Below are 17,457 nucleotides of genomic sequence, written 5' to 3' on the forward strand. Positions count from 1 at the left end.
ATCGGGGTGAACTACCCGGCGGCGTCCGAGTAGGATCGCTCCATCGCGTCCCGGCGCTAACGGGACGCGAGCTTTATGTGTGTAGGTAGTTCTGACAAGACGAGCGGGTGAGTGCAGTGCCGACCGGCAAGGTGAAGTGGTACGACGCCGAAAAGGGCTTCGGCTTTGTGTCCCAGGAAGATGGCGAGGACGTCTATGTGCGTTCCTCGGCGTTGCCCGCGGGCGTAGAGGGCCTCAAGGCCGGTCAGCGTGTCGAGTTCGGCGTGGCTGCCGGCCGTCGTGGCCCGCAGGCGTTGAGCGTCAAGCTCATCGATCCGCCGCCGAGCCTGAGTCGGGCCCGGCGCGAGGCGGAGCGTCCCGAGCACAAGCACACTCCCGATGAGCTGCACGGCATGGTCTCGGACATGATCACGCTGCTCGAGGACATCGTGCAGCCGGAGTTGCGCAAGGGTCGCTACCCCGATCGCAAGGTCGCCCGCCGGGTGTCCGAGGTCGTCAAGGCGGTCGCCCAGGAACTCGACGCCTGAGCGTCCCCCGCGACGAACCTGAGCTTGTGGTCGAGAATCCGCTGATTTCTCGCACATAACTTCAGGTTCAGTTGGCAGTCTGGTCCCATGTCGTATGTGGCCGGCGCCGGTGAGTTCAACCGCGACACCAATTACATCACCACCCGCATCACGCGCGATGGCGCTGACGGTTATCCGGTCGAGGCCGGCCGGTACCGGCTGATCGTGGCGCGGGCCTGCCCGTGGGCCAACCGCACCATCATCGTGCGACGCCTGCTGGGCCTCGAAGGTGCTCTGTCCATTGGCTTCTGCGGCCCGACGCATGATGCACGCAGTTGGACGTTCGACCTCGATCCGGGCGGGCTCGACCCGGTGCTGAAGATCCCGCGGTTGCAGGACGCGTACTTCAAGCGCGACCCGAACTACCCGAAGGGCATTACCGTGCCCGCGATCGTCGAGGTCGCCACGGGTGCGGTGGTGACCAACGACTTCGCCCAGATGACGCTGGACTTTTCCACCGAATGGACCGCGTATCAGCGTGACGGCGCACCGCAGTTGTATCCGGAGTCGCTGCGCGCCGAGATCGACGAGGTGGCCAGGCGCATCTACACCGAGGTCAACAACGGTGTGTATCGCTGCGGATTCGCCGGCTCACAGCAGGCCTACGACGCCGCCTACGACCGGTTGTTCGCGGCGCTGGACTGGCTGACCGAGCGGCTGAGTACGCAGCGGTATCTGGTGGGCGACACCATCACCGAGGCCGACGTCCGGCTGTTCACCACGCTGGCCCGGTTCGACCCGGTCTATCACGGCCACTTCAAGTGCAACCGGTCCAAGCTCACCGAGATGGACGTGCTGTGGGCGTACGCGCGGGATCTGTTCCAGACCCCGGGCTTCGGCGACACCATCGACTTCGTTCAGATCAAAGACCACTACTACATCGTGCATTCGGACATCAATCCGACGCAGATCGTGCCCAAAGGCCCGGACCTGGCCGACTGGCTCGCACCCCATGGTCGGGGATCGTTGGGCGGCAGGCCTTTCGGCGACGGTACTCCGCCCGGTCCGACGGCGTCGGGTGAGCGGGTACCGGACGGGCACTCAGCGGGTTAGCGCGGGCTTGTCCGGCCAGACGGTGCTGATCGACCATTCGGCGTGGGGCAGCGCGAACTCCTGGCCGTCTTGATCCTGGACCAGGGTCAGCAGTTGGACGGCCAGGCCGGTGAGCCGGCCCCGGTCGGGATCGACCGTGGGGATGGTGACGGCCAGTGTGGTTTTGGGTGCGAAGTACGTCACCGTGGTGTCGACGGGGTTCTCGTACACCCGCAGCAGCCGCCATGGTGCACGGGAGACCGCGCTGGGCACCGAGAGCTGCACCGGACTGTTCTTGGTGACGACCAACTCGCCCGCGTCGCGCGGCTCCTTGCAGTCGTCGAGGTTGAGTACCTCGCAGTACTGGAACGGGCCGACCCGCACCGAGTGCCCGTGGGAGTACGCGCTGATCTCGGGCAGTCGATCGCCGTGCGCACTGTGCAGGCGCCAGACTCCGACGGAGGTGCCGGCGATAGCCAGCACGATCACGGCAGCCAGGACCGCCAGGGTGCGCTTCATCGGGACTCCCACTGTGTTGTCGGGGCTGCCGCGGAACGGCTGCCGCCTTCTCGTGCGGCATGGACCGGGCGGTTACCGCCCAGGCCGGGAATCAGTGATTCGCCGCGGTAGCTCACGATCGTCTGCGCCAGCCCGAGTATCAGCACGGCCGTGATCGTAGTGAACCCGACTGTGAGGTCCGTATAGATCAGCACCCCGGTGGCGCCGCCGGTCACCCAGGCCAGCTGCAGCACCGATTCCGAACGTCCGAATGCCGAGGCCCGCGAGGCCTCGGGGAGATCGTCCTGCAGGGATGCGTCGAGCGAGGCTTTGGCGATGGCGCTCGCAGCCGAGGTGACCAGTGTCGCACCGGCGGCCACCAGCAGGTTTCCGGTGAGAGCGGTGACCAGCGCGGCAACGGTCACGGCAGCAGCGGCCCGCACCACCAGCTGTGCGGGATGACCGAGCTTCAGCCGGGCGGCGGCAATGTTGCCACCGAAGTTGCCGATGCCGGCGGCAGCCCCGATCAGACCCAGGATCAGCAGTTGCTCCCAGCCGCTGGCATCGTGCGATTTGGCAACGAACGCCGGGTAGAGGAACAGGAATCCGACCATCACCTTGATGGTGCAGTTGCCCCACAGTGCGGTGATGGTGTTGCGGCCCAACGGCTGCCGTACGGCCTTGGGTTTGCCGGGGCGACGACGCACCTCACCATGGCCGTCCGATTGACCGTGGTAGCTCAGCGTGGTGGGCACCTCGCCCTCGGTGACCTCGACCCACTTCGGGATCCGCATCGACAGCACCGCACCGGCAGCGCTGACCGCGACGACGACGTACAGCGCCCCGGGCAGTTGAGCGACGTTGAACAGGTATTCGGCGCCTGCGGCGATGCCGCCACCGACCACGGTGCCGCCGAGCAGACCGAAGGTGGTCAGCCGGGAGTTCACCCGGACCAGGTCGATCGACGGGGGTAGCACCCGCGGGGTGACCGCGCTGCGCAGCACCGAGAACGATTTGGACAGCACCATCATGCCGAGCGCGCACGGGTAGAGCACCCAGGACGGGTAGCTGCCGGTGGCGCCGTCATAGTTGGCGATCAAGATCACGATCAGCCCGGTGCGCAACGCGAACGATGCGGCCAGCGCCATCCGGCGACCGTGCTGCAGGCGGTCCAGCGCGGGCCCGATCAGCGGGGCGATCACCGCGAACGGCGCGATGGTGATGAGCAGGTACAGCGCGACCTTGCCCTTGGACTCACCGCTGGCCGCGGCGAAGAACAGGGTGTTGGCCAGTGCGACGGCCATGGCCGCGTCGACGGCAAAGTTCGCCACCACGGGCCAGGTCAGCGCGGTCAGCCCGGATTTGTCGGCGCCGTCGGCGGTGGCCGCGCGGTGTACGAAACCGTACATCCGCGAACCCATTTCGCGGCTGCGCGCCGCGGCGGCCCGGGTGACCGTGACCTTCTCACCGGCTGCCGACCCGATCCCGTGGGAGCGGCGGGCGTCGTCGTGCCGTGAGTGCTCGGCGGTGTGCTGCTCGTCGAGCGGCGGGAGCCAGCGGTTGGAGCTGGGCACCGACTGCCTGCGTGGCCGCCGCGGCGTCTCGTCGCTGGGGTAGTTGGCCATTCCGGGATGTTCCGCGCCGTGATCGGCCGGCGGCCGCGGCGGGTAGTAGGTCACCCCCCGATTCTCTCTTATCCGGCGCGCAGTCGGCCGACAGGCAACCGGTGTGGCCTGCGGTTGCCCCGATCAGGCACTATGGAGGCGATGGAAAGCGTGACCGAATCTGCCGAGCAGACCCCACAGATCAGCCCGGCGTCACCGTCGCAGGAGCAGGAGGCGGTGCTCCTGGGTGCCGCCGAGCAAGCTCGTGCGGCGCTGATCGACTTCAGCGACGAGGGCGCCGTGGGCGAATACCTCGGCGTGAGCATCGAGGATGCGGCCTCGGCCACCTACCGATTCCTGGCTGACCTGCCTGGTTACCGCGGTTGGCAGTGGGCCGTCGTGGTGGCCGCCTACCCGGGTGCCGACCGCGTCACGATCAGCGAGCTGGTCCTGATTCCGGGTCCGACGGCTCTGTTGGCACCGGAGTGGGTGCCGTGGCAGGACCGGGTTCGTCCCGGTGATCTCGGGCCCGGCGACCTGCTCGCCCCCGCGCCGAATGATCCGCGTCTGGTTCCGGGGTATGTGGCCACCGGGGATCCACTGCTTGATGACGCCCCGCTCGACCTCGGCTTCGGCCGCCCCCAGGTGCTCAGCGAGTGGGGGCGCGCCCAGGCGGCGCAGCGCTGGCACGACGGCGACTACGGGCCAGGTTCGGCGATGGCCCGCTCGACGCGACGGGTCTGTCGCGACTGCGGCTTTTACCTACCGTTGGGCGGTGCGCTGGGCGCGATGTTCGGTGTGTGCGCCAACGATCTCTCGGCCGACGGTCATGTGGTGGAGGCCGAATACGGTTGCGGGGCCCATTCGGACACCCCGCAACCGCCCGGCACCGGGTCGCCGATCTACGAGCCGTACGACGACGGTGTGCTCGACACCGCCGACTGAGGCGAATCTGATCCGGTCGACTGAGGCGAATCTGATCCGGGTGTGAGCTCCGGTCAGTTCTCGGCGGCAGCCTTGATCCGCGCCAGCGAGGCATTCATGCCGTCGACGAGTTCGTTCTCGAAGCTGGGGACTCCGCCGAACAATGCGCCGACCAGAGCGTTGGACACGGCCGTGGTGCCGTTCTCGGCGTGGCGGGATTCGGTCACCCGGGTGCCGGTGGCGGTCGGCTCCAGTTCGTAGCTCCACACGCTGTTGTTCCCCTCCACCAGGAAGGACAGCTTCTTGTTGTCGACGACCTCGATGAGGCGCGACGTGGTGGGCCAGAACATGAACTTGCGCCGGTTGAGGTTGAACGTACGGGTTCCCGGACGCAGCGGGCCGAGTGGCTTCATCAGCCGGCACTGCGGGCTCCACTGCGGCATCCGGCTCAGGTCTGAGATCAACCCCCAGACCTTGTCAACCGGTGCGTCGATATCGATGCTGGCTTGCAGTAGGGGTGCGGCCATGGTGTCTCCTCAGGTCAATCCGCTCTGTGCGCCGCGGGATCCGCGGCGCACGGCGCGGCGCTGGATCAGAAAGATGGTCGTGCCGAGAACGCCGATCGCCAGTCCGGCGACTGTGAACGGCCGCCAGTGTTGCAGACCGCTGACGGTGAAGGTCACGACGGTCGCGATCAACCAGCCCGTGGCGATCGTCACGATCACCGGCCACGGCTCCAGTAGGGCGGCGGGCAGGGCCGGCGGTTCGGGGGCCGACGTGTCGTCGTTGTCCTCGGTCATCGATGATCAACGTATCCGATGCGGTCGGGATTCATTGGTCTTGGTTCTAGCCCTTTACGGTCGGTGTCTCAGTACTATTCCCGATGTGAAGGATCTGGAGGCGCGGCTTGCGAATGATCTGGCGCTGGCGATTGTTCGTCTCGCGCGTCAATTGCGAACGCGGCGTGCAGAATCCCCGGTTTCACTCACTCAGTTCTCGGCACTCGCCACCCTCGCCAAGGAGGGCGCGATGACGCCGGGCGCCCTCGCGCTGCGGGAGCGGGTGCGCCCCCCGTCGATGACCCGGGTGATCGCCTCGTTGGCCGAGCAGGGCCTGGTGGCCCGCGCCGCACACCCGGTGGACGGCCGCCAGATCGTGGTGTCTGCCTCCCCGGCCGGGGTGAATCTCGTAGAGGCCGAGCGTCGGGCGAGCCAGGAGTGGCTCCAGACGCAGCTGTCGCGGCTGGATGCGGACGAGCGCCAGACCCTGCTCGACGCGACCGATCTGATGTCGGCCATGGTTCAAGAGGGCGTGTGAGTCTGCTGCAGGTAATCGATATCGAGGATCCGGCCGATTCGCGGTTGGACGACTTTCGCGATCTAAACAGTGTGGACCGTCGGCCCGATCTGCCGAGCGGCAAGGGGTTGGTGATCGCCGAAGGGGTGCTGGTGGCTCAGCGCATGCTGGCTTCCAGGTTCGTGCCGCGCGCGCTGCTCGGCACCGACCGGCGCCTGGCGGAACTGGCCACCGATCTCGAGGGTGTCGACGTGCCGTTCTACCGGGCCGATGCGGACGTGATGGCCGCCGCGGTCGGCTTCCACCTCAACCGTGGCGTGCTGGCCTCGGCGTCGCGGGCGCCGGAGTTGTCGGTAGCCGAGGTCATCGCCGGGGCGCGCACCGTCGCGGTGCTCGAAGGCGTCAACGATCACGAGAACCTCGGGTCGATCTTCCGCAACGCCGCCGGGTTGTCCGTCGATGCGGTGGTGTTCGGTGCGGGATGCGCCGATCCGTTGTACCGACGGGCGGTGCGGGTGTCGATGGGGCATGCTCTGCTGGTTCCGTTCGCCCGGACCGCCTCGTGGCCGGGCGATCTGGGACTATTGCGGGACAAGGGGTTTCGGCTCGTGGCGATGACGCCGGATCCGGCGGCCGCGACCCTGTCGGAGGCAATGGCGCAGCTCGACGGGGAGCGGGTGGCGGTCCTCGTCGGCGCCGAAGGTCCGGGGCTGACCGAACACACGATGCGCGCCAGCGACGTGCGCGTGCGCATCCCGATGTCGCGGCGCACAGATTCGCTCAATGTCGCCACGGCGGCAGCGCTGGCGTTCTACGAGCGTGCCCGGCTCGGAGGCTGAGATCGCGTTAGATTGACACCGTGACCGACGATTCCACGCCGTGGGGAACCGGCCTGACGGTGGCCGGTTTCGTGGCCGTGGTGCTCGGAGCGGCGATCGTGGTGCTCGGGGTGGGCCTGCTACGCGTGCACCCGCTGCTGGCGCTCGGGCTGAACATGGTGGCCGTCGGCGGGTTGGCCCCCACCGTGTGGGGCTGGCGGCACCGGCCGGTGTGGCGCTGGTTCGTTCTCGGTGCAGGCGTCGGTGTGGCGGGTGGCTGGTTGGTGCTCGTGGCCGTCGGACTGATGCAGGGCTGACCTCGAGAGAAAGCACTCCACCGAGGATCACAGCCACATGCTGACTGGAATCCTCGGTGTAAGTGGTCAGACGGTCAGGGCTGGGTGCCCGACGAGCGCACGCCGAGCAGCACGTCCTCCCAGGCCGGAACCGTCGCGCGGGCCTTGCGGCTGCGCTTGGGCGCCGGGGGAGCGGGTGTGGGCGTGGGTGCAGGTTCGGCCGGCCGGCTGTACTGCTCGGGCACTGCGGCGGGCATCTCGTGCGACTCGTGGTTGTCGAACAGGTGCGGAACCGCCGCGACTGGGCGCAACGGCCGCCCGAGATCGGGATTGATCAGCTGACGGGCCGCATCGTCCGATGCGGAGACGGTGCCGCCGTGAGCCCCGGGGCTGTACCGGAAATGCGCAACATTGTCCGAACGCCCGGCCTTCCAGGCCAGCTGCACCGTCCAGCGGCTGTCTTCGTTGCGCCAGGCGTCCCACGCGATCGAATCGGGGTCCAGACCTCGGGCCACGATGGCCTGCGTGACGGTTTCGAGCAGCGTCAGGACTGCGGGTCCGTCGGCCAGCACCGGATGCGCCGCGGTGGCCAGCTCGGCAGCGCGGGCCCGCTCCAGCAACACCGGATGAGCGAACCGCTCGACTCGCTCGATCGGCACCCCGGCTGCTGTGGCCAACTGCTCGACCGACGCCCCGGCGCGAATTTTTGCCTGAATCTCCTTGGGCCGCAGCATGTTCTGCACCTCTATATCGATCTCGGGCTGATTCGAGGCGGTCTTGTCTCCACGCATCGCAGCGCGCAACCGGTCATCGACACGCAAGCTGAACGTCTCTTTGGAGTCGTCGTCTTCGCAGATGATGCGCCTGCCGTCTACGTTCAATCCAACGACTCTGAGTTCTCGCATACCGACCTGACCTCCTGCGCGAACCCTACTGCGTTATCAGCCCGTTATCGGGCTGACACGCGGGGGGAGCCGACGTGGATCGAAGGTTGACTCAGAGCTGGCCGACGACCCAGTCGACACAGGCGGTGAGGGCGCTCACGTCGTCGGGCTCAACGGCCGGGAACATGCCGATCCGCAGCTGGTTGCGGCCCAGCTTGCGGTAGGGCTCGGTATCCACGATGCCGTTGGCCCGCAGCACCTTGGCGACCGCGGCGGCGTCCACCGAATCGTTGAAGTCGATCGTGCCGACCACCTGCGAGCGCAGTGCCGGATCGGTGACGAACGGGGTGGCGAACGACGTGCCTTCGGCCCATGAGTACAGCCGCTGCGAGGAGTCGGCGGTGCGCTTGACGGCCCAGTCCAGGCCGCCGTTGCCGTTGAGCCAGTCGAGCTGCTCGGCGAGCAGGATCAGCGTGGCGATCGCGGGGGTGTTGTAGGTCTGGTTCTTGAGACTGTTCTCCACCGCGATGGGCAGCGACAGGAAGTCGGGCACCCAGCGGTCCGATGCGCCGATCGCCTCGATGCGGGCCAGCGCCGCGGGGCTGACGATGGCCAGCCACAGGCCGCCGTCGCCGGCGAAATTCTTCTGCGGCGCAAAGTAATACGCGTCGGTGTCGGAGATGTCGACGGGCAGGCCGCCGGCGGCCGAGGTGGCGTCGATCAGGACCAGGGCGTCGCCGGCCGGGCGCTGCACCGGCACCGAGACGCCGGTCGAGGTTTCGTTGTGGGCCCAGGCAACGGCGTCGACAGATGGGTCGGACTGGGGCTGCGGTGCGGTGCCCGGGTCGGTCTTGACGATGATCGGGTCGCCGACGAACGGGTTCTTGGCCACGCACGAGGCGAACTTCGAGCTGAACTCGCCATAGGTCAGGTGCAGCGATTTCTTGTCGATCAAACCGAAGGCCGCGGCGTCCCAGAAAGCGGTCGAGCCGCCGTTGCCGAGAACCACCTCGTACCCGTCAGGAACCGAGAACAGTGTGCGCAGTCCGTCGCGGACGCGACCCACCAGGTTCTTGATCGGCGCCTGCCGATGCGACGTGCCGAACAGATCTCCGGCAGCGGCCAGCGCGGTCAGTTGCTCGGGGCGGACCTTGGAGGGGCCACATCCGAAACGGCCGTCGCGGGGCTTGAGGTCGGCGGGGATGATCAATTCAGCCATGGGACCAGCCTAAAGTCGGCCGCTACCGCATCAAAATTCGGACATGGTCGGTGGTCGCGGCGACGGTGTGTCGGTGCGTCCGGTCGTCGGGCTGCTCTGCGGGTGCCCGCGATGTTTCCGCAACTTTTTTCCATCGCGGCCATCGCTTCTACCTGGTCTTTTTCCGCGAAATTGACCACATGGGACACCTATCGGCAAACGATTCGAATCAGGCATGGACATTTACGCGGTACCTGCGGTACCGTTTGGACAACAGGTGGGTAGATGTAAACCTCAGTCGATTATCAGGAGGTCTGCAATATGGCTCGGACCAAGATGGTCAGGCGCTGGCGCAAGAACATGGACGTCAGCGACGACATTCAGTACGTTGACATGCTAACAACATTGTCCGAGGGGTCGGTGCGACGCAATTTCAACCCCTACAAGGACATCGAGTGGGATTCGCCGGAGTTTGCCGTCTTCCCCAACGATCCTCGGTGGGTCCTCACCGACACCGATCCGCTGGGTGGCCACCCCTGGTACCAGGCTCAGCCCCTCGAGCGGCAGATCGAGATCGGCATGTGGCGTCAGGCCAACGTGGCCAAGGTCGGCCTGCATTTCGAGAACATCCTGATCCGTGGGCTGATGGAGTACTCGTTCTGGGTGCCCAACGGTTCACCGGAGTACCGGTACTGCCTGCACGAATCGGTTGAGGAGTGCAACCACACCCTGATGTTCCAGGAGATGGTCAACCGGATCGGCAAAGACGTGCCGGGCATGCCGAAGCTGCTCAAGTGGGTGCAGCCGATCATCCCGTTGGCCGCAGGCCCGCTGCCGATCCCGTTCTTCTTCGGCGTGCTCGCCGGCGAGGAGCCCATCGACCATACGCAGAAGAGCGTGCTGCGCGAGGGCGCGAACCTGCACCCCATCATGGAGCGGGTGATGGCGATCCACGTCGCCGAGGAGGCCCGCCACATCTCGTTCGCGCACCAGTACCTGCACAAACGGGTGCCGAACCTGCGTCGCCGTCAGCGCTGGATCCTGTCGATCTTCGTGCCGCTGACCATGCGCGTCCTGTGCTCGGCGATCCTCGTGCCGCCGCGCGCGTTCTGGAAGGAGTTCGACATCCCGCGCTCGGTGCGCAAGGACGTGTTCTTCAATGCGCCGGAGTCGCGCAAGATGCTGCGTGACATGTTCGGTGATGTCCGTATGCTGTGCCACGACACTGGCCTGATGAACCCGATCGCCAAGCTGATGTGGCGGATCTGCAAGATCGACGGGCCGCCGAGCCGCTACCGTAGCGAGCCTCAGCGCGAGCACCTGGTCTCGGTCGCCTGAAGTTCGCCCCCGGAAAGACGCAAGGTTTACAGAGGTTCCAATGCCCCACGTGATCACACAGTCGTGTTGCAGCGACGGGTCGTGTGTCTACGCGTGCCCGGTGAACTGCATCCATCCCTCGCCGGATGAGCCGGGCTTCGCTACGGCCGAGATGCTCTACATCGATCCCGAAGCGTGTGTGGACTGCGGAGCGTGCGTGAGTGCGTGCCCGGTGGGCGCGATCGCGGCCGATACCCGGCTGACCGAGAAACAATTGCCGTTCATCGAGCTCAACGCCGCCTTCTACCCGAAGCGCGAAGGGAAGCTGCCGCCGACCTCGAAGCTGGCCCCGGTGATTGCGGCACCGAAGGTGACGGCGCGTCCCGGCGGGCCGCTGAGGGTGGCCATCGTGGGTTCCGGTCCGGCCGCCATGTACGCCGCCGACGAGCTGCTGACACAGCGCGGCGTGCGGGTCAGTGTCTTCGAGAAGCTGCCGACGCCCTACGGGCTGGTGCGTGCCGGTGTGGCGCCGGACCACCAGGGCACCAAGAGGGTGACGCACCTGTTCGACACCATCGGTAAGCAGCGCGGATTCCGGTTCTTCCTCAATGTCGAGGTCGGTAACCACCTGTCGCACGCCGATCTGCTGGAGCATCATCACGCCGTGCTGTACGCGGTCGGTGCGCCCAACGACCGTCGGCTCGACATCGACGGCATGGGCCTGCCGGGCACGGGGACGGCGACCGAGATGGTGGCCTGGATCAATGGGCATCCCGAGTTCACCGATCTGCCGGTGGACCTGAGCCACGAACGGGTAGTCATCGTCGGCAACGGCAACGTCGCATTCGACGTGGCCCGGGTGCTCACCACCGATCCGGATGTATTGGCCCGAACCGATATTTCCGATCATGCGCTGGCTGCGCTGCGCTCCTCGAAGGTTTCCGAGGTGGTGATCGCGGCCCGCCGCGGCCCCGCCGAGTCGGCCTTCACCCTCCCCGAGCTGATCGGCTTGACCGCCAGCTGCGACGTCGTGCTCGATGACGCCGATCACCAACTGGTGGAGGCGGACCTGGCCCGCGAGACGGATCGGCTGACCCGCAGCAAGCTGGAGATCCTGACCAAGCTGGGAAATTCGTCCGTACCGTCGACCAGGCCGAGGATCCGGCTGGCGTACCGCCTGACCCCCGAGCGGGTGCTCGGCGAGGGCCGGGTGACCGGCATCGAGTTCAGTGTCACCGGAACCGATCAGCTGCGTGCGCTCGACGCCGGGCTGGTACTGACTTCAATCGGCTACCGCGGCAAGGCGATTGCCGATCTTCCGTTCGATGACGACGCCGCCGTCGTGCCCAACGACGGCGGACGTGTCCGCGACGTATCCGGGGCCTACGTGGCCGGCTGGATCAAGCGTGGGCCCACCGGCTTCATCGGCACCAACAAGTCGTGTGCGGCGCAGACCGTGCACCAGCTGGTCGACGATTACAACGCCGGTGTGCTGACCGATCCGGTGCACAAGCCGGCCGCCTTGGAGAAGCTGGTGCGGACGCGCCAGCCCGCCATGATCGATGCCGCCGGGTGGCAGGCCATCAACGCGACCGAGATCGCGCGCGGTGGCGAAGACCGGCCCCGCGACAAGTTCACCTCGGTGGACGAGATGGTCGCGGTCGCTGCGAAAGCGCCGAAACCAAGTGTACGACAGAGGGTTCTGGACGGTCTGCGCTAACCGGCGCGCTAATCGGGCACGGTGAATTCGAATCCGTCTGCGGTCACCACCGCGATCAGATCGGCACACGCTCTGGGGTGGAATCGGGCGATGAACGCGTCCTCCTGGGTGGCCCACCGGTCCCAGTGCGGCCGGTAGGTCTCGCCGTCGCGTTCCAGTGCGCGCCGCTTGCGCTCGGTGTCGTCGGCGTCGACCCAGATGCCCAGATCGGCCAGCGCCCGGTTGGTCGGGGTGAGCGCACCGATGCCCTCGACGACGAGACGTTGTCCGGGCGTGACGGTGTGCCAACCACTGGGGGCGGCGGTGGCCCAGTCCCATTGCCTCCAGCGCCCGGTATGCCCGGCCGCCCGCGGCTCGAGCAGCGATCGCCGCACATGCTCTGCGGCCCAGGATAATCCATCCCACCCCGGGTAGATGTCGTCGAGACGTACCACCGTGCTGCAGGCCCACAGGTTGTGCAGTCGCATCGCGAGCGTCGACTTGCCCGACCCTGAGCGGCCGTCGATCAGGACGGTGGTCGCCGTGGGGCCGAGGCGGCCCAGGATGTCATCGAGCACCAATGAAGTTCCAGTTCCCGGAGGCCACCGACACGGCGATGGCAGCCGCAGCGATGACGAATCCTGCACCGATCAAGGCGAATTCGCGGGTGCCGAATGGTGACGGCCGGGCCCAGGTCCGGGTGGGGTAGGCGCCGAACCCGCGGGCCTCCATCGCGGTGGCAAGCTTGGACCCGCGCCGCACGGCGAAGACGAGCAGGGCGAACGTCTGCCCGGCGATCCGACGCGCCCGGGCGCGGTCGGCCACGCCGCGGGCCCGCCGGGCGTAACCGAGGTACCGCCAGTCCTGTCCGAGCAGGCCCACCAGGCGCAGGCCGGCCAGCGCGCCGAGCACGAACCGGGCCGGCAGTCGCAGCACCTGCCCCAAACCGTCTGCCAACTCTGTTGATTCGACGTCGATGAACAGGATGACCGACGGTAGTGCGATCGCCAGGACCCGCAGGAAGGTGGCCGCGGCCAGGGCGATGGATCCGTCACTGATCGTGATGAGGAGGAAATGCCAGTACACCGTTCCGCTCACCTGACCGTAGAGCAGGATCGTGATCGCGGTGAGAGCTGCCGCGACGACGACCACCGCGCCCCGGGTCAGCGCCGCCATCAGTTTCACTCCGATTGCGGCGAACAGCACGATCTCACCGACCAGCGCGGTCAGAGCCGACACCCAGTCGACCGACAGCACCAGGGCGCCCGCGATGATCAGCGCGGTGAGCAGTCGCGCCACCGGGTTGATCACGACGCCGTGTCCGCGGTGGGCTCCCAGTCGGGCAACACGATCCGGGTGTCGGCGAGCAGGCCGGCGAAGTCGAGATCATGGGTGGCTGCGATGACGGCGGTACCACCATCGGCGATTTCGGCCAGCAACCGGGTCAGCTCCTCCCACGTGCGACGGTCCTGGCCGAAGGTCGGCTCGTCGAGGATGATCACCTTGGGCGCGGTTGCCAGCATGGTTGCCACCGACAGCCGGCGCTTCTCTCCACCGGAGAGGGTGTACGGGTTCACCGCGGCAAGGTGCGCCAGGTGCAGGCGTTCGAGAAGTTCGTCGGTACGGGTGGCGATTTCGGCGGCGCCCACCTTGATCGCCCTGGGGCCCAACGAGAGTTCGTCGCGCACCGTGGCGGTGAGGAACTGGTGCTCAGGATCCTGGAACACGCTGCCGATCCGGGTGAGTAGTTCTTTGGACCGCCATCTGACGGGATGGCGGCGTGACGGGGAGGGGGCGAATTCGGGGTCCGCCTCAAGACGTCCGGCAGGCACGGGCAACAGGCCGCCGAGCGTGAGGGCCAGCGTCGACTTGCCTGCCCCGTTCGGACCGCTGATCACCGTGGTCTGCCCGGCCTCGATCTCGAAGTTCAACCCGACGTGCATCGGGGGAGCACCCGGATGGGCCAGTGCGAGATCGGTTGCATGCAGCAATGATTCGCGTGTTCGGGACCGGTGGCGGATGATCTCGGGTAGCGGGGTTTCGGGTACCCAGACACCTGACCGGACCAGGTAGTCGTGGTGGCGCCGGACGGTCGCATCCGGTGATCCGTCGGCGATCACCTGACCGTCGGCGCCGAGCACGATCACGCGGTCGATGACGGGTAGCCACACCTCGGTGCGGTGCTCGATGACGATGAGCGTGGCACCGGTCCGCGCCGCCGAAGCGGCAACCGCATCCCGCACCTCGAGGACACCGACGGGGTCGAGATTGGCCGTCGGTTCGTCGAGCAGGATCAGCCCTGGATTCATCGCGATCACCCCGGCCAGCGCGAGACGTTGCTTCTGCCCGCCCGACAACTCCGAGGTGGATCGGGACAGGGCGAGATTCAGCCCCACGGCGTCGAGAGCCGTGCGGACCCGAGGCCAGATCTGTTCGCGCGCGACGCCGAGGTTCTCCATGCCGAAGGCGACGTCGTCACCGACCCGGGACAGGATCACCTGGGCGTCGGGATCCTGTAACACCATGCCGATCCGGTGGCGTTGTTCGGCCGGGGCGGCGCCGTCGACCCGGAGCGTTCCCGCCTGCTTGCCCTCTTCGGCGCCGCCGAGCAATCCTGCAACACCGTGCAGCAGAGTCGATTTCCCGGCGCCGGACGGTCCCAGCAGCAGCACTCGCTCACCGGGCTCGATCTGAAGATCGAGATCGCGCACGGCCCAGGCGGCACGGCCGGCATGGCACCACCGCCAGTTGTGCGCCGTGACGGTGGCACCGCTGCCGTGCGGTGAACTCATCGAGCGTCGGGGCCGATCCGCCCCGAGGCGAACCGGCTCAGCGCTCCGGTCTTCGCCAGCCCCCTCACCGCGAACCAGGACAGCAGGCCGGCGACGAGTGCGCCGGACACGATCGCCGAGGCCGTGTAGATCACGGCGAACGTGTTGGCTGCACCGGGATACCAGAGGATCAGGTCGTTGACGGCCAGGGCCAGCCCGGCGACGGCCCCCGCGATCAGTGCGACCGGCAATCCCCAGCGGCGGTAGAGGAAGACCGCGAACACCAGTTCCGCGCCGAGGCCCTGCACCAGTCCGGATTCGAGGGTGAGCACGCCCCACTGGTTGCCGACCAACGCCGATACCGTGGCCGCGACGAGTTCGCCGTACAGGGCCGCGCCCGGCTTGCGGATCACCAGGGCGGTCAGCACCCCGGCGAACAACCATCCGCCGGCGAGCAGTGCCTGCAGGCCTGGCAGCAGCGCCGTCAACGGTGCGCCGATCGGGTTGGAGGCGATGTTCCATACGACGAACACCAGCCCGGCTGCCGTCGCGAGGACGCTGGCGACGACGATGTCCACGACCCGCCAGCGCAGCACACGGGCAGCCGGCGTGGTATCGGTGGGCTGGGTGTTCATCGATCTCCTTCGTGGCAGGAGATCAGTATGGACTGCGCGTGGCGGCGGGGGAGCGGGCTACGTCCCCGACTGCATGGCCTGCGCGATCTCTTCCGGGCTGACCTCGCGGACCGGCTGCCCGAGTGACCACAGGTGACCGAACGGGTCGCGCACCATGCCGTAGCGGTCACCCCAGAACTGGTCCTCCAGCGGCATGACCACCTCGGCGCCGGCCTCGACCGCCCTGGCGAACTTCGCCTCGACATCGGTCACCGTGAGATGGATGGTCACCGGGGTGCCGCCCAGGGCCTTGGGTGTCGTCGACTTGCCGTCGTTGTACTCGGGAAAGTCGTCATTGAGCATGACCGTCGACCCGTTGATGCCGAGCGCGGCGTGGATGAGCTTGCCGTCGGGCCTGGGGACCCGGCCCAACTCGGTGGCACCGAATGCCTTGACGTAGAAGTCAATTGCTGCGGCGGCGTCGTCGACAACCAGATGCGGCAGGACTGCGGGTGTTACTTCGATCGCCATGATCTTCTCCTGGTGTTGATGAGCGGTTTCAATGCAGACCCGCGCGGCGGGCGGATCTCATCGGCGGACACCGTTCATGCAACCACCGGCCGGTGACAAAAGTCCGGCCGCGAAACAGAGAAGTCAGGTGACCGAGAAACCCCGCCGGTCACGGCGATCAGCAGGGCCTCTCCCTCGCCCATCTCCACCGCACTTCGCGCTGCCAGGACGTTGGCCGCCTGCATCACCTCGGCCGGCAGATCCACCGGTCATGCGTCGGCGATCTTGTCCCATCCGGCGACCGACTGAACGCTGCGCGGTTCGGGGCCGACGTAGATGGCGGCCGGGCGCACCAGCTTGCCGAGCCTCTTCTGTTCCATGATGTGCGCACACCAACCCGCGGTACGGCCACAGGTGAACATCGCCGGCATCGTCGAGGCGGGCACCTCGGCGAAGTCCAGGATCACCGCCGCCCAGAACTCGACGTTGGTCTCGATGGCCCGGTCCGGGCGGCGTTCGCGAAGCTCGGCCAGTGCGGCCTGCTCCAGGGCCGCGGCCACCTCGTAGCGGGGCGCCTCAAGGCGTTTGGCGGTGGCCCGCAGCACCCGGGCCCGCGGATCCTCGGCCCGGTACACGCGGTGCCCGAAGCCCATCAACTTGTCGCCGCGATCCAGGATGGATTTCACCACCGCACGGGCGTCACCGGACTTCTCGACCTCTTCGATCATCGGCAGCACCCGGGCCGGAGCCCCGCCGTGCAGCGGTCCGCTCATCGCGCCCACCGCGCCCGACAGGGAGGCCGCGACATCGGCGCCGGTGGAGGCGATCACCCGGGCGGTGAATGTCGACGCGTTCATCCCGTGCTCGGCAGCGGTGACCCAGTAGGCGTCGATCGCTTCGACGTGCTTGGGATCCGGGTCGCCCTGCCAGCGCGTCATGAAACGTGCTGTGACCGTTTCGCATTCGTCGATCGTGCGCTGCGGCACGGCGGGACGGTAGATGCCGCGGGCGGATTGGGCGACGTAGGACAGGGCCATCACCGAGGCCCGGGCCAACTGGTCACGCGCGGTGGTGTCGTCGATGTCCAACAGCGGTGCGTAGCCCCAGATCGGGGCCAGCATCGCCAGCCCGGCCTGGACGTCGACGCGGACGTCGCCGCTGTGGATGGGCAGCGGGAACGGCTCGGCCGGGGGCAGGCCCGTGCCGAAACAGCCGTCGACCAGCAGTCCCCAGGCGTCGCCGAAGGTGACCCGGCGTTCCACGAGTTCCTCGATGTCCACGCCCCGGTAGCGCAACGCGCCGCCGTCCTTGTCCGGTTCGGCGATTTCGGTGGTGAAGGCAACGACGCCTTCGAGGCCGGCAACGAAGTCTTCCGGTACAGCTGGCATGGCCAGATTCTTGCACCATGTCCAGGCGTAGCGTTACCGCGG

Annotated in this window: 21 protein-coding genes; 8 read left to right on the forward strand and 13 right to left on the reverse strand. The window is 67.4% G+C overall.

The window, feature by feature from the left end; genetic code table 11:
- The first annotated feature begins 116 nt into the window (after positions 1-116).
- Together G6N44_RS22200 and G6N44_RS22205 are read left to right on the forward strand one after the other, a co-directional pair.
- Positions 117-527, forward strand: coding sequence for a cold-shock protein (locus G6N44_RS22200; protein ID WP_163670247.1), 411 nt, complete (start codon positions 117-119; stop codon positions 525-527).
- A gap of 87 nt (positions 528-614) precedes the next feature.
- Positions 615-1,619, forward strand: coding sequence for a glutathione S-transferase family protein (locus tag G6N44_RS22205; RefSeq protein WP_163667727.1), 1,005 nt, complete (start codon positions 615-617; stop codon positions 1,617-1,619).
- Here the strand turns inward: G6N44_RS22205 and G6N44_RS22210 are convergent.
- Positions 1,608-2,117 carry a DUF2771 domain-containing protein gene (locus tag G6N44_RS22210; protein WP_163667729.1) on the reverse strand — a complete coding sequence of 170 codons (510 nt, stop codon included), beginning with the start codon at positions 2,115-2,117 and terminating at the stop codon, positions 1,608-1,610. The two genes, G6N44_RS22205 and G6N44_RS22210, sit on opposite strands and share 12 nt — an antisense overlap.
- Positions 2,114-3,721, reverse strand: coding sequence for an MFS transporter (locus tag G6N44_RS22215; RefSeq protein WP_235683115.1), 1,608 nt, complete (start codon positions 3,719-3,721; stop codon positions 2,114-2,116). The genes G6N44_RS22210 and G6N44_RS22215 overlap by 4 nt, the downstream gene beginning before the upstream one ends.
- 141 nt (positions 3,722-3,862) lie before the next feature.
- Between G6N44_RS22215 and G6N44_RS22220 the strand changes: the two genes are divergently transcribed.
- A complete protein-coding gene (locus tag G6N44_RS22220; protein WP_163667733.1) occupies positions 3,863-4,645 on the forward strand; it encodes a DUF3027 domain-containing protein in 783 nt (260 codons plus the stop codon).
- A gap of 53 nt (positions 4,646-4,698) precedes the next feature.
- Here the strand turns inward: G6N44_RS22220 and G6N44_RS22225 are convergent, their stop codons facing one another.
- The gene (locus tag G6N44_RS22225; protein WP_163667735.1) at positions 4,699-5,151 is read right to left on the reverse strand and encodes an SRPBCC family protein; all 453 of its coding nucleotides are present in this window, start codon (positions 5,149-5,151) and stop codon (positions 4,699-4,701) included.
- Positions 5,152-5,160: 9 nt separating this feature from the next.
- On the reverse strand, positions 5,161-5,424 hold the full coding sequence (locus tag G6N44_RS22230) for a DUF2530 domain-containing protein (protein WP_163667738.1): 264 nt from the start codon (positions 5,422-5,424) through the stop codon (positions 5,161-5,163).
- Between the two features lie 85 nt (positions 5,425-5,509).
- On the opposite strand from G6N44_RS22230, the gene G6N44_RS22235 reads away from it, so the two are divergent.
- Genes G6N44_RS22235 through G6N44_RS22245 form a run of 3 tightly spaced genes read left to right on the forward strand, consistent with a single transcriptional unit; the run spans position 5,510 to position 7,055 of the window.
- On the forward strand, positions 5,510-5,941 hold the full coding sequence (locus G6N44_RS22235) for an Rv0880 family HTH-type transcriptional regulator (RefSeq protein WP_163667740.1): 432 nt from the start codon (positions 5,510-5,512) through the stop codon (positions 5,939-5,941).
- Positions 5,938-6,759 carry a TrmH family RNA methyltransferase gene (locus G6N44_RS22240; protein WP_163667743.1) on the forward strand — a complete coding sequence of 274 codons (822 nt, stop codon included), beginning with the start codon at positions 5,938-5,940 and terminating at the stop codon, positions 6,757-6,759. The genes G6N44_RS22235 and G6N44_RS22240 overlap by 4 nt, the downstream gene beginning before the upstream one ends.
- 20 nt (positions 6,760-6,779) lie before the next feature.
- The gene (locus G6N44_RS22245; RefSeq protein WP_163667746.1) at positions 6,780-7,055 is read left to right on the forward strand and encodes a DUF2537 domain-containing protein; all 276 of its coding nucleotides are present in this window, start codon (positions 6,780-6,782) and stop codon (positions 7,053-7,055) included.
- A gap of 74 nt (positions 7,056-7,129) precedes the next feature.
- Here G6N44_RS22245 and sepH read toward each other — a convergent pair whose 3' ends face one another.
- Both sepH and serC read right to left on the reverse strand, forming a co-directional pair.
- Positions 7,130-7,939 (reverse strand): septation protein SepH, encoded by an 810-nt coding sequence (gene sepH, locus G6N44_RS22250; RefSeq protein ID WP_163667749.1) that lies wholly within the window; start codon positions 7,937-7,939, stop codon positions 7,130-7,132.
- 91 nt (positions 7,940-8,030) lie between these two features.
- Positions 8,031-9,137 carry a phosphoserine transaminase gene (gene serC, locus G6N44_RS22255; RefSeq protein WP_163667752.1) on the reverse strand — a complete coding sequence of 369 codons (1,107 nt, stop codon included), beginning with the start codon at positions 9,135-9,137 and terminating at the stop codon, positions 8,031-8,033.
- A 300-nt stretch (positions 9,138-9,437) separates the two neighbouring features.
- Here serC and G6N44_RS22260 point away from each other — a divergent pair, with 300 nt between their 5' ends.
- Positions 9,438-10,454 (forward strand): AurF N-oxygenase family protein, encoded by a 1,017-nt coding sequence (locus G6N44_RS22260; protein ID WP_163667756.1) that lies wholly within the window; start codon positions 9,438-9,440, stop codon positions 10,452-10,454.
- A gap of 40 nt (positions 10,455-10,494) precedes the next feature.
- Entirely contained in the window at positions 10,495-12,153 is a 1,659-nt protein-coding gene (locus G6N44_RS22265) for a 4Fe-4S binding protein (RefSeq protein ID WP_163667760.1), read from the forward strand.
- An 8-nt stretch (positions 12,154-12,161) separates the two neighbouring features.
- On the opposite strand, the gene G6N44_RS22270 is transcribed toward G6N44_RS22265, so the two are convergent.
- The 7 genes from G6N44_RS22270 to G6N44_RS22300 all read right to left on the reverse strand — a co-directional run bounded on the left by G6N44_RS22270 (position 12,162) and on the right by G6N44_RS22300 (position 17,415).
- Complete coding sequence (locus G6N44_RS22270) at positions 12,162-12,713, reverse strand: AAA family ATPase (protein WP_163667763.1); 552 nt, start codon at positions 12,711-12,713, stop codon at positions 12,162-12,164.
- Complete coding sequence (locus G6N44_RS22275) at positions 12,700-13,443, reverse strand: energy-coupling factor transporter transmembrane component T family protein (protein WP_235682842.1); 744 nt, start codon at positions 13,441-13,443, stop codon at positions 12,700-12,702. Before G6N44_RS22275 ends, G6N44_RS22270 begins: the two co-directional genes overlap by 14 nt.
- Positions 13,440-14,924: an ABC transporter ATP-binding protein gene (locus G6N44_RS22280; protein WP_163667766.1), complete on the reverse strand. Its 1,485-nt coding sequence runs from the start codon at positions 14,922-14,924 to the stop codon at positions 13,440-13,442. Before G6N44_RS22280 ends, G6N44_RS22275 begins: the two co-directional genes overlap by 4 nt.
- Positions 14,921-15,538, reverse strand: coding sequence for an ECF transporter S component (locus G6N44_RS22285; RefSeq protein ID WP_163667769.1), 618 nt, complete (start codon positions 15,536-15,538; stop codon positions 14,921-14,923). Before G6N44_RS22285 ends, G6N44_RS22280 begins: the two co-directional genes overlap by 4 nt.
- Positions 15,539-15,595: 57 nt before the next feature.
- The gene (locus tag G6N44_RS22290) at positions 15,596-16,048 is read right to left on the reverse strand and encodes a VOC family protein (RefSeq protein WP_163667772.1); all 453 of its coding nucleotides are present in this window, start codon (positions 16,046-16,048) and stop codon (positions 15,596-15,598) included.
- Between the two features lie 74 nt (positions 16,049-16,122).
- The gene (locus tag G6N44_RS22295) at positions 16,123-16,293 is read right to left on the reverse strand and encodes a hypothetical protein (RefSeq protein ID WP_163667774.1); all 171 of its coding nucleotides are present in this window, start codon (positions 16,291-16,293) and stop codon (positions 16,123-16,125) included.
- Between the two features lie 3 nt (positions 16,294-16,296).
- Complete coding sequence (locus G6N44_RS22300; protein ID WP_163667777.1) at positions 16,297-17,415, reverse strand: citrate synthase 2; 1,119 nt, start codon at positions 17,413-17,415, stop codon at positions 16,297-16,299.
- Between the last annotated feature and the right edge of the window lie 42 nt (positions 17,416-17,457).

Source organism: Mycolicibacterium alvei (genome assembly GCF_010727325.1).
GTDB classification, from domain to species: domain Bacteria; phylum Actinomycetota; class Actinomycetes; order Mycobacteriales; family Mycobacteriaceae; genus Mycobacterium; species Mycobacterium alvei.

Excerpts from the sequence above, each read along its gene's own strand:
- G6N44_RS22205 (WP_163667727.1), top strand. The coding sequence starts at position 615 with ATGTCGTATGTGGCCGGCGCCGGTGAGTTCAACCGCGACACCAATTAC.
- G6N44_RS22210 (WP_163667729.1), bottom strand. The coding sequence starts at position 2,117 with ATGAAGCGCACCCTGGCGGTCCTGGCTGCCGTGATCGTGCTGGCTATC.
- G6N44_RS22215 (WP_235683115.1), bottom strand. The coding sequence starts at position 3,721 with ATGGCCAACTACCCCAGCGACGAGACGCCGCGGCGGCCACGCAGGCAG.
- G6N44_RS22220 (WP_163667733.1), top strand. The coding sequence starts at position 3,863 with ATGGAAAGCGTGACCGAATCTGCCGAGCAGACCCCACAGATCAGCCCG.
- G6N44_RS22225 (WP_163667735.1), bottom strand. The coding sequence starts at position 5,151 with ATGGCCGCACCCCTACTGCAAGCCAGCATCGATATCGACGCACCGGTT.
- G6N44_RS22230 (WP_163667738.1), bottom strand. The coding sequence starts at position 5,424 with ATGACCGAGGACAACGACGACACGTCGGCCCCCGAACCGCCGGCCCTG.
- sepH (WP_163667749.1), bottom strand. The coding sequence starts at position 7,939 with ATGCGAGAACTCAGAGTCGTTGGATTGAACGTAGACGGCAGGCGCATC.
- serC (WP_163667752.1), bottom strand. The coding sequence starts at position 9,137 with ATGGCTGAATTGATCATCCCCGCCGACCTCAAGCCCCGCGACGGCCGT.
- G6N44_RS22260 (WP_163667756.1), top strand. The coding sequence starts at position 9,438 with ATGGCTCGGACCAAGATGGTCAGGCGCTGGCGCAAGAACATGGACGTC.
- G6N44_RS22265 (WP_163667760.1), top strand. The coding sequence starts at position 10,495 with ATGCCCCACGTGATCACACAGTCGTGTTGCAGCGACGGGTCGTGTGTC.
- G6N44_RS22280 (WP_163667766.1), bottom strand. The coding sequence starts at position 14,924 with ATGAGTTCACCGCACGGCAGCGGTGCCACCGTCACGGCGCACAACTGG.
- G6N44_RS22285 (WP_163667769.1), bottom strand. The coding sequence starts at position 15,538 with ATGAACACCCAGCCCACCGATACCACGCCGGCTGCCCGTGTGCTGCGC.
- G6N44_RS22290 (WP_163667772.1), bottom strand. The coding sequence starts at position 16,048 with ATGGCGATCGAAGTAACACCCGCAGTCCTGCCGCATCTGGTTGTCGAC.
- G6N44_RS22300 (WP_163667777.1), bottom strand. The coding sequence starts at position 17,415 with ATGCCAGCTGTACCGGAAGACTTCGTTGCCGGCCTCGAAGGCGTCGTT.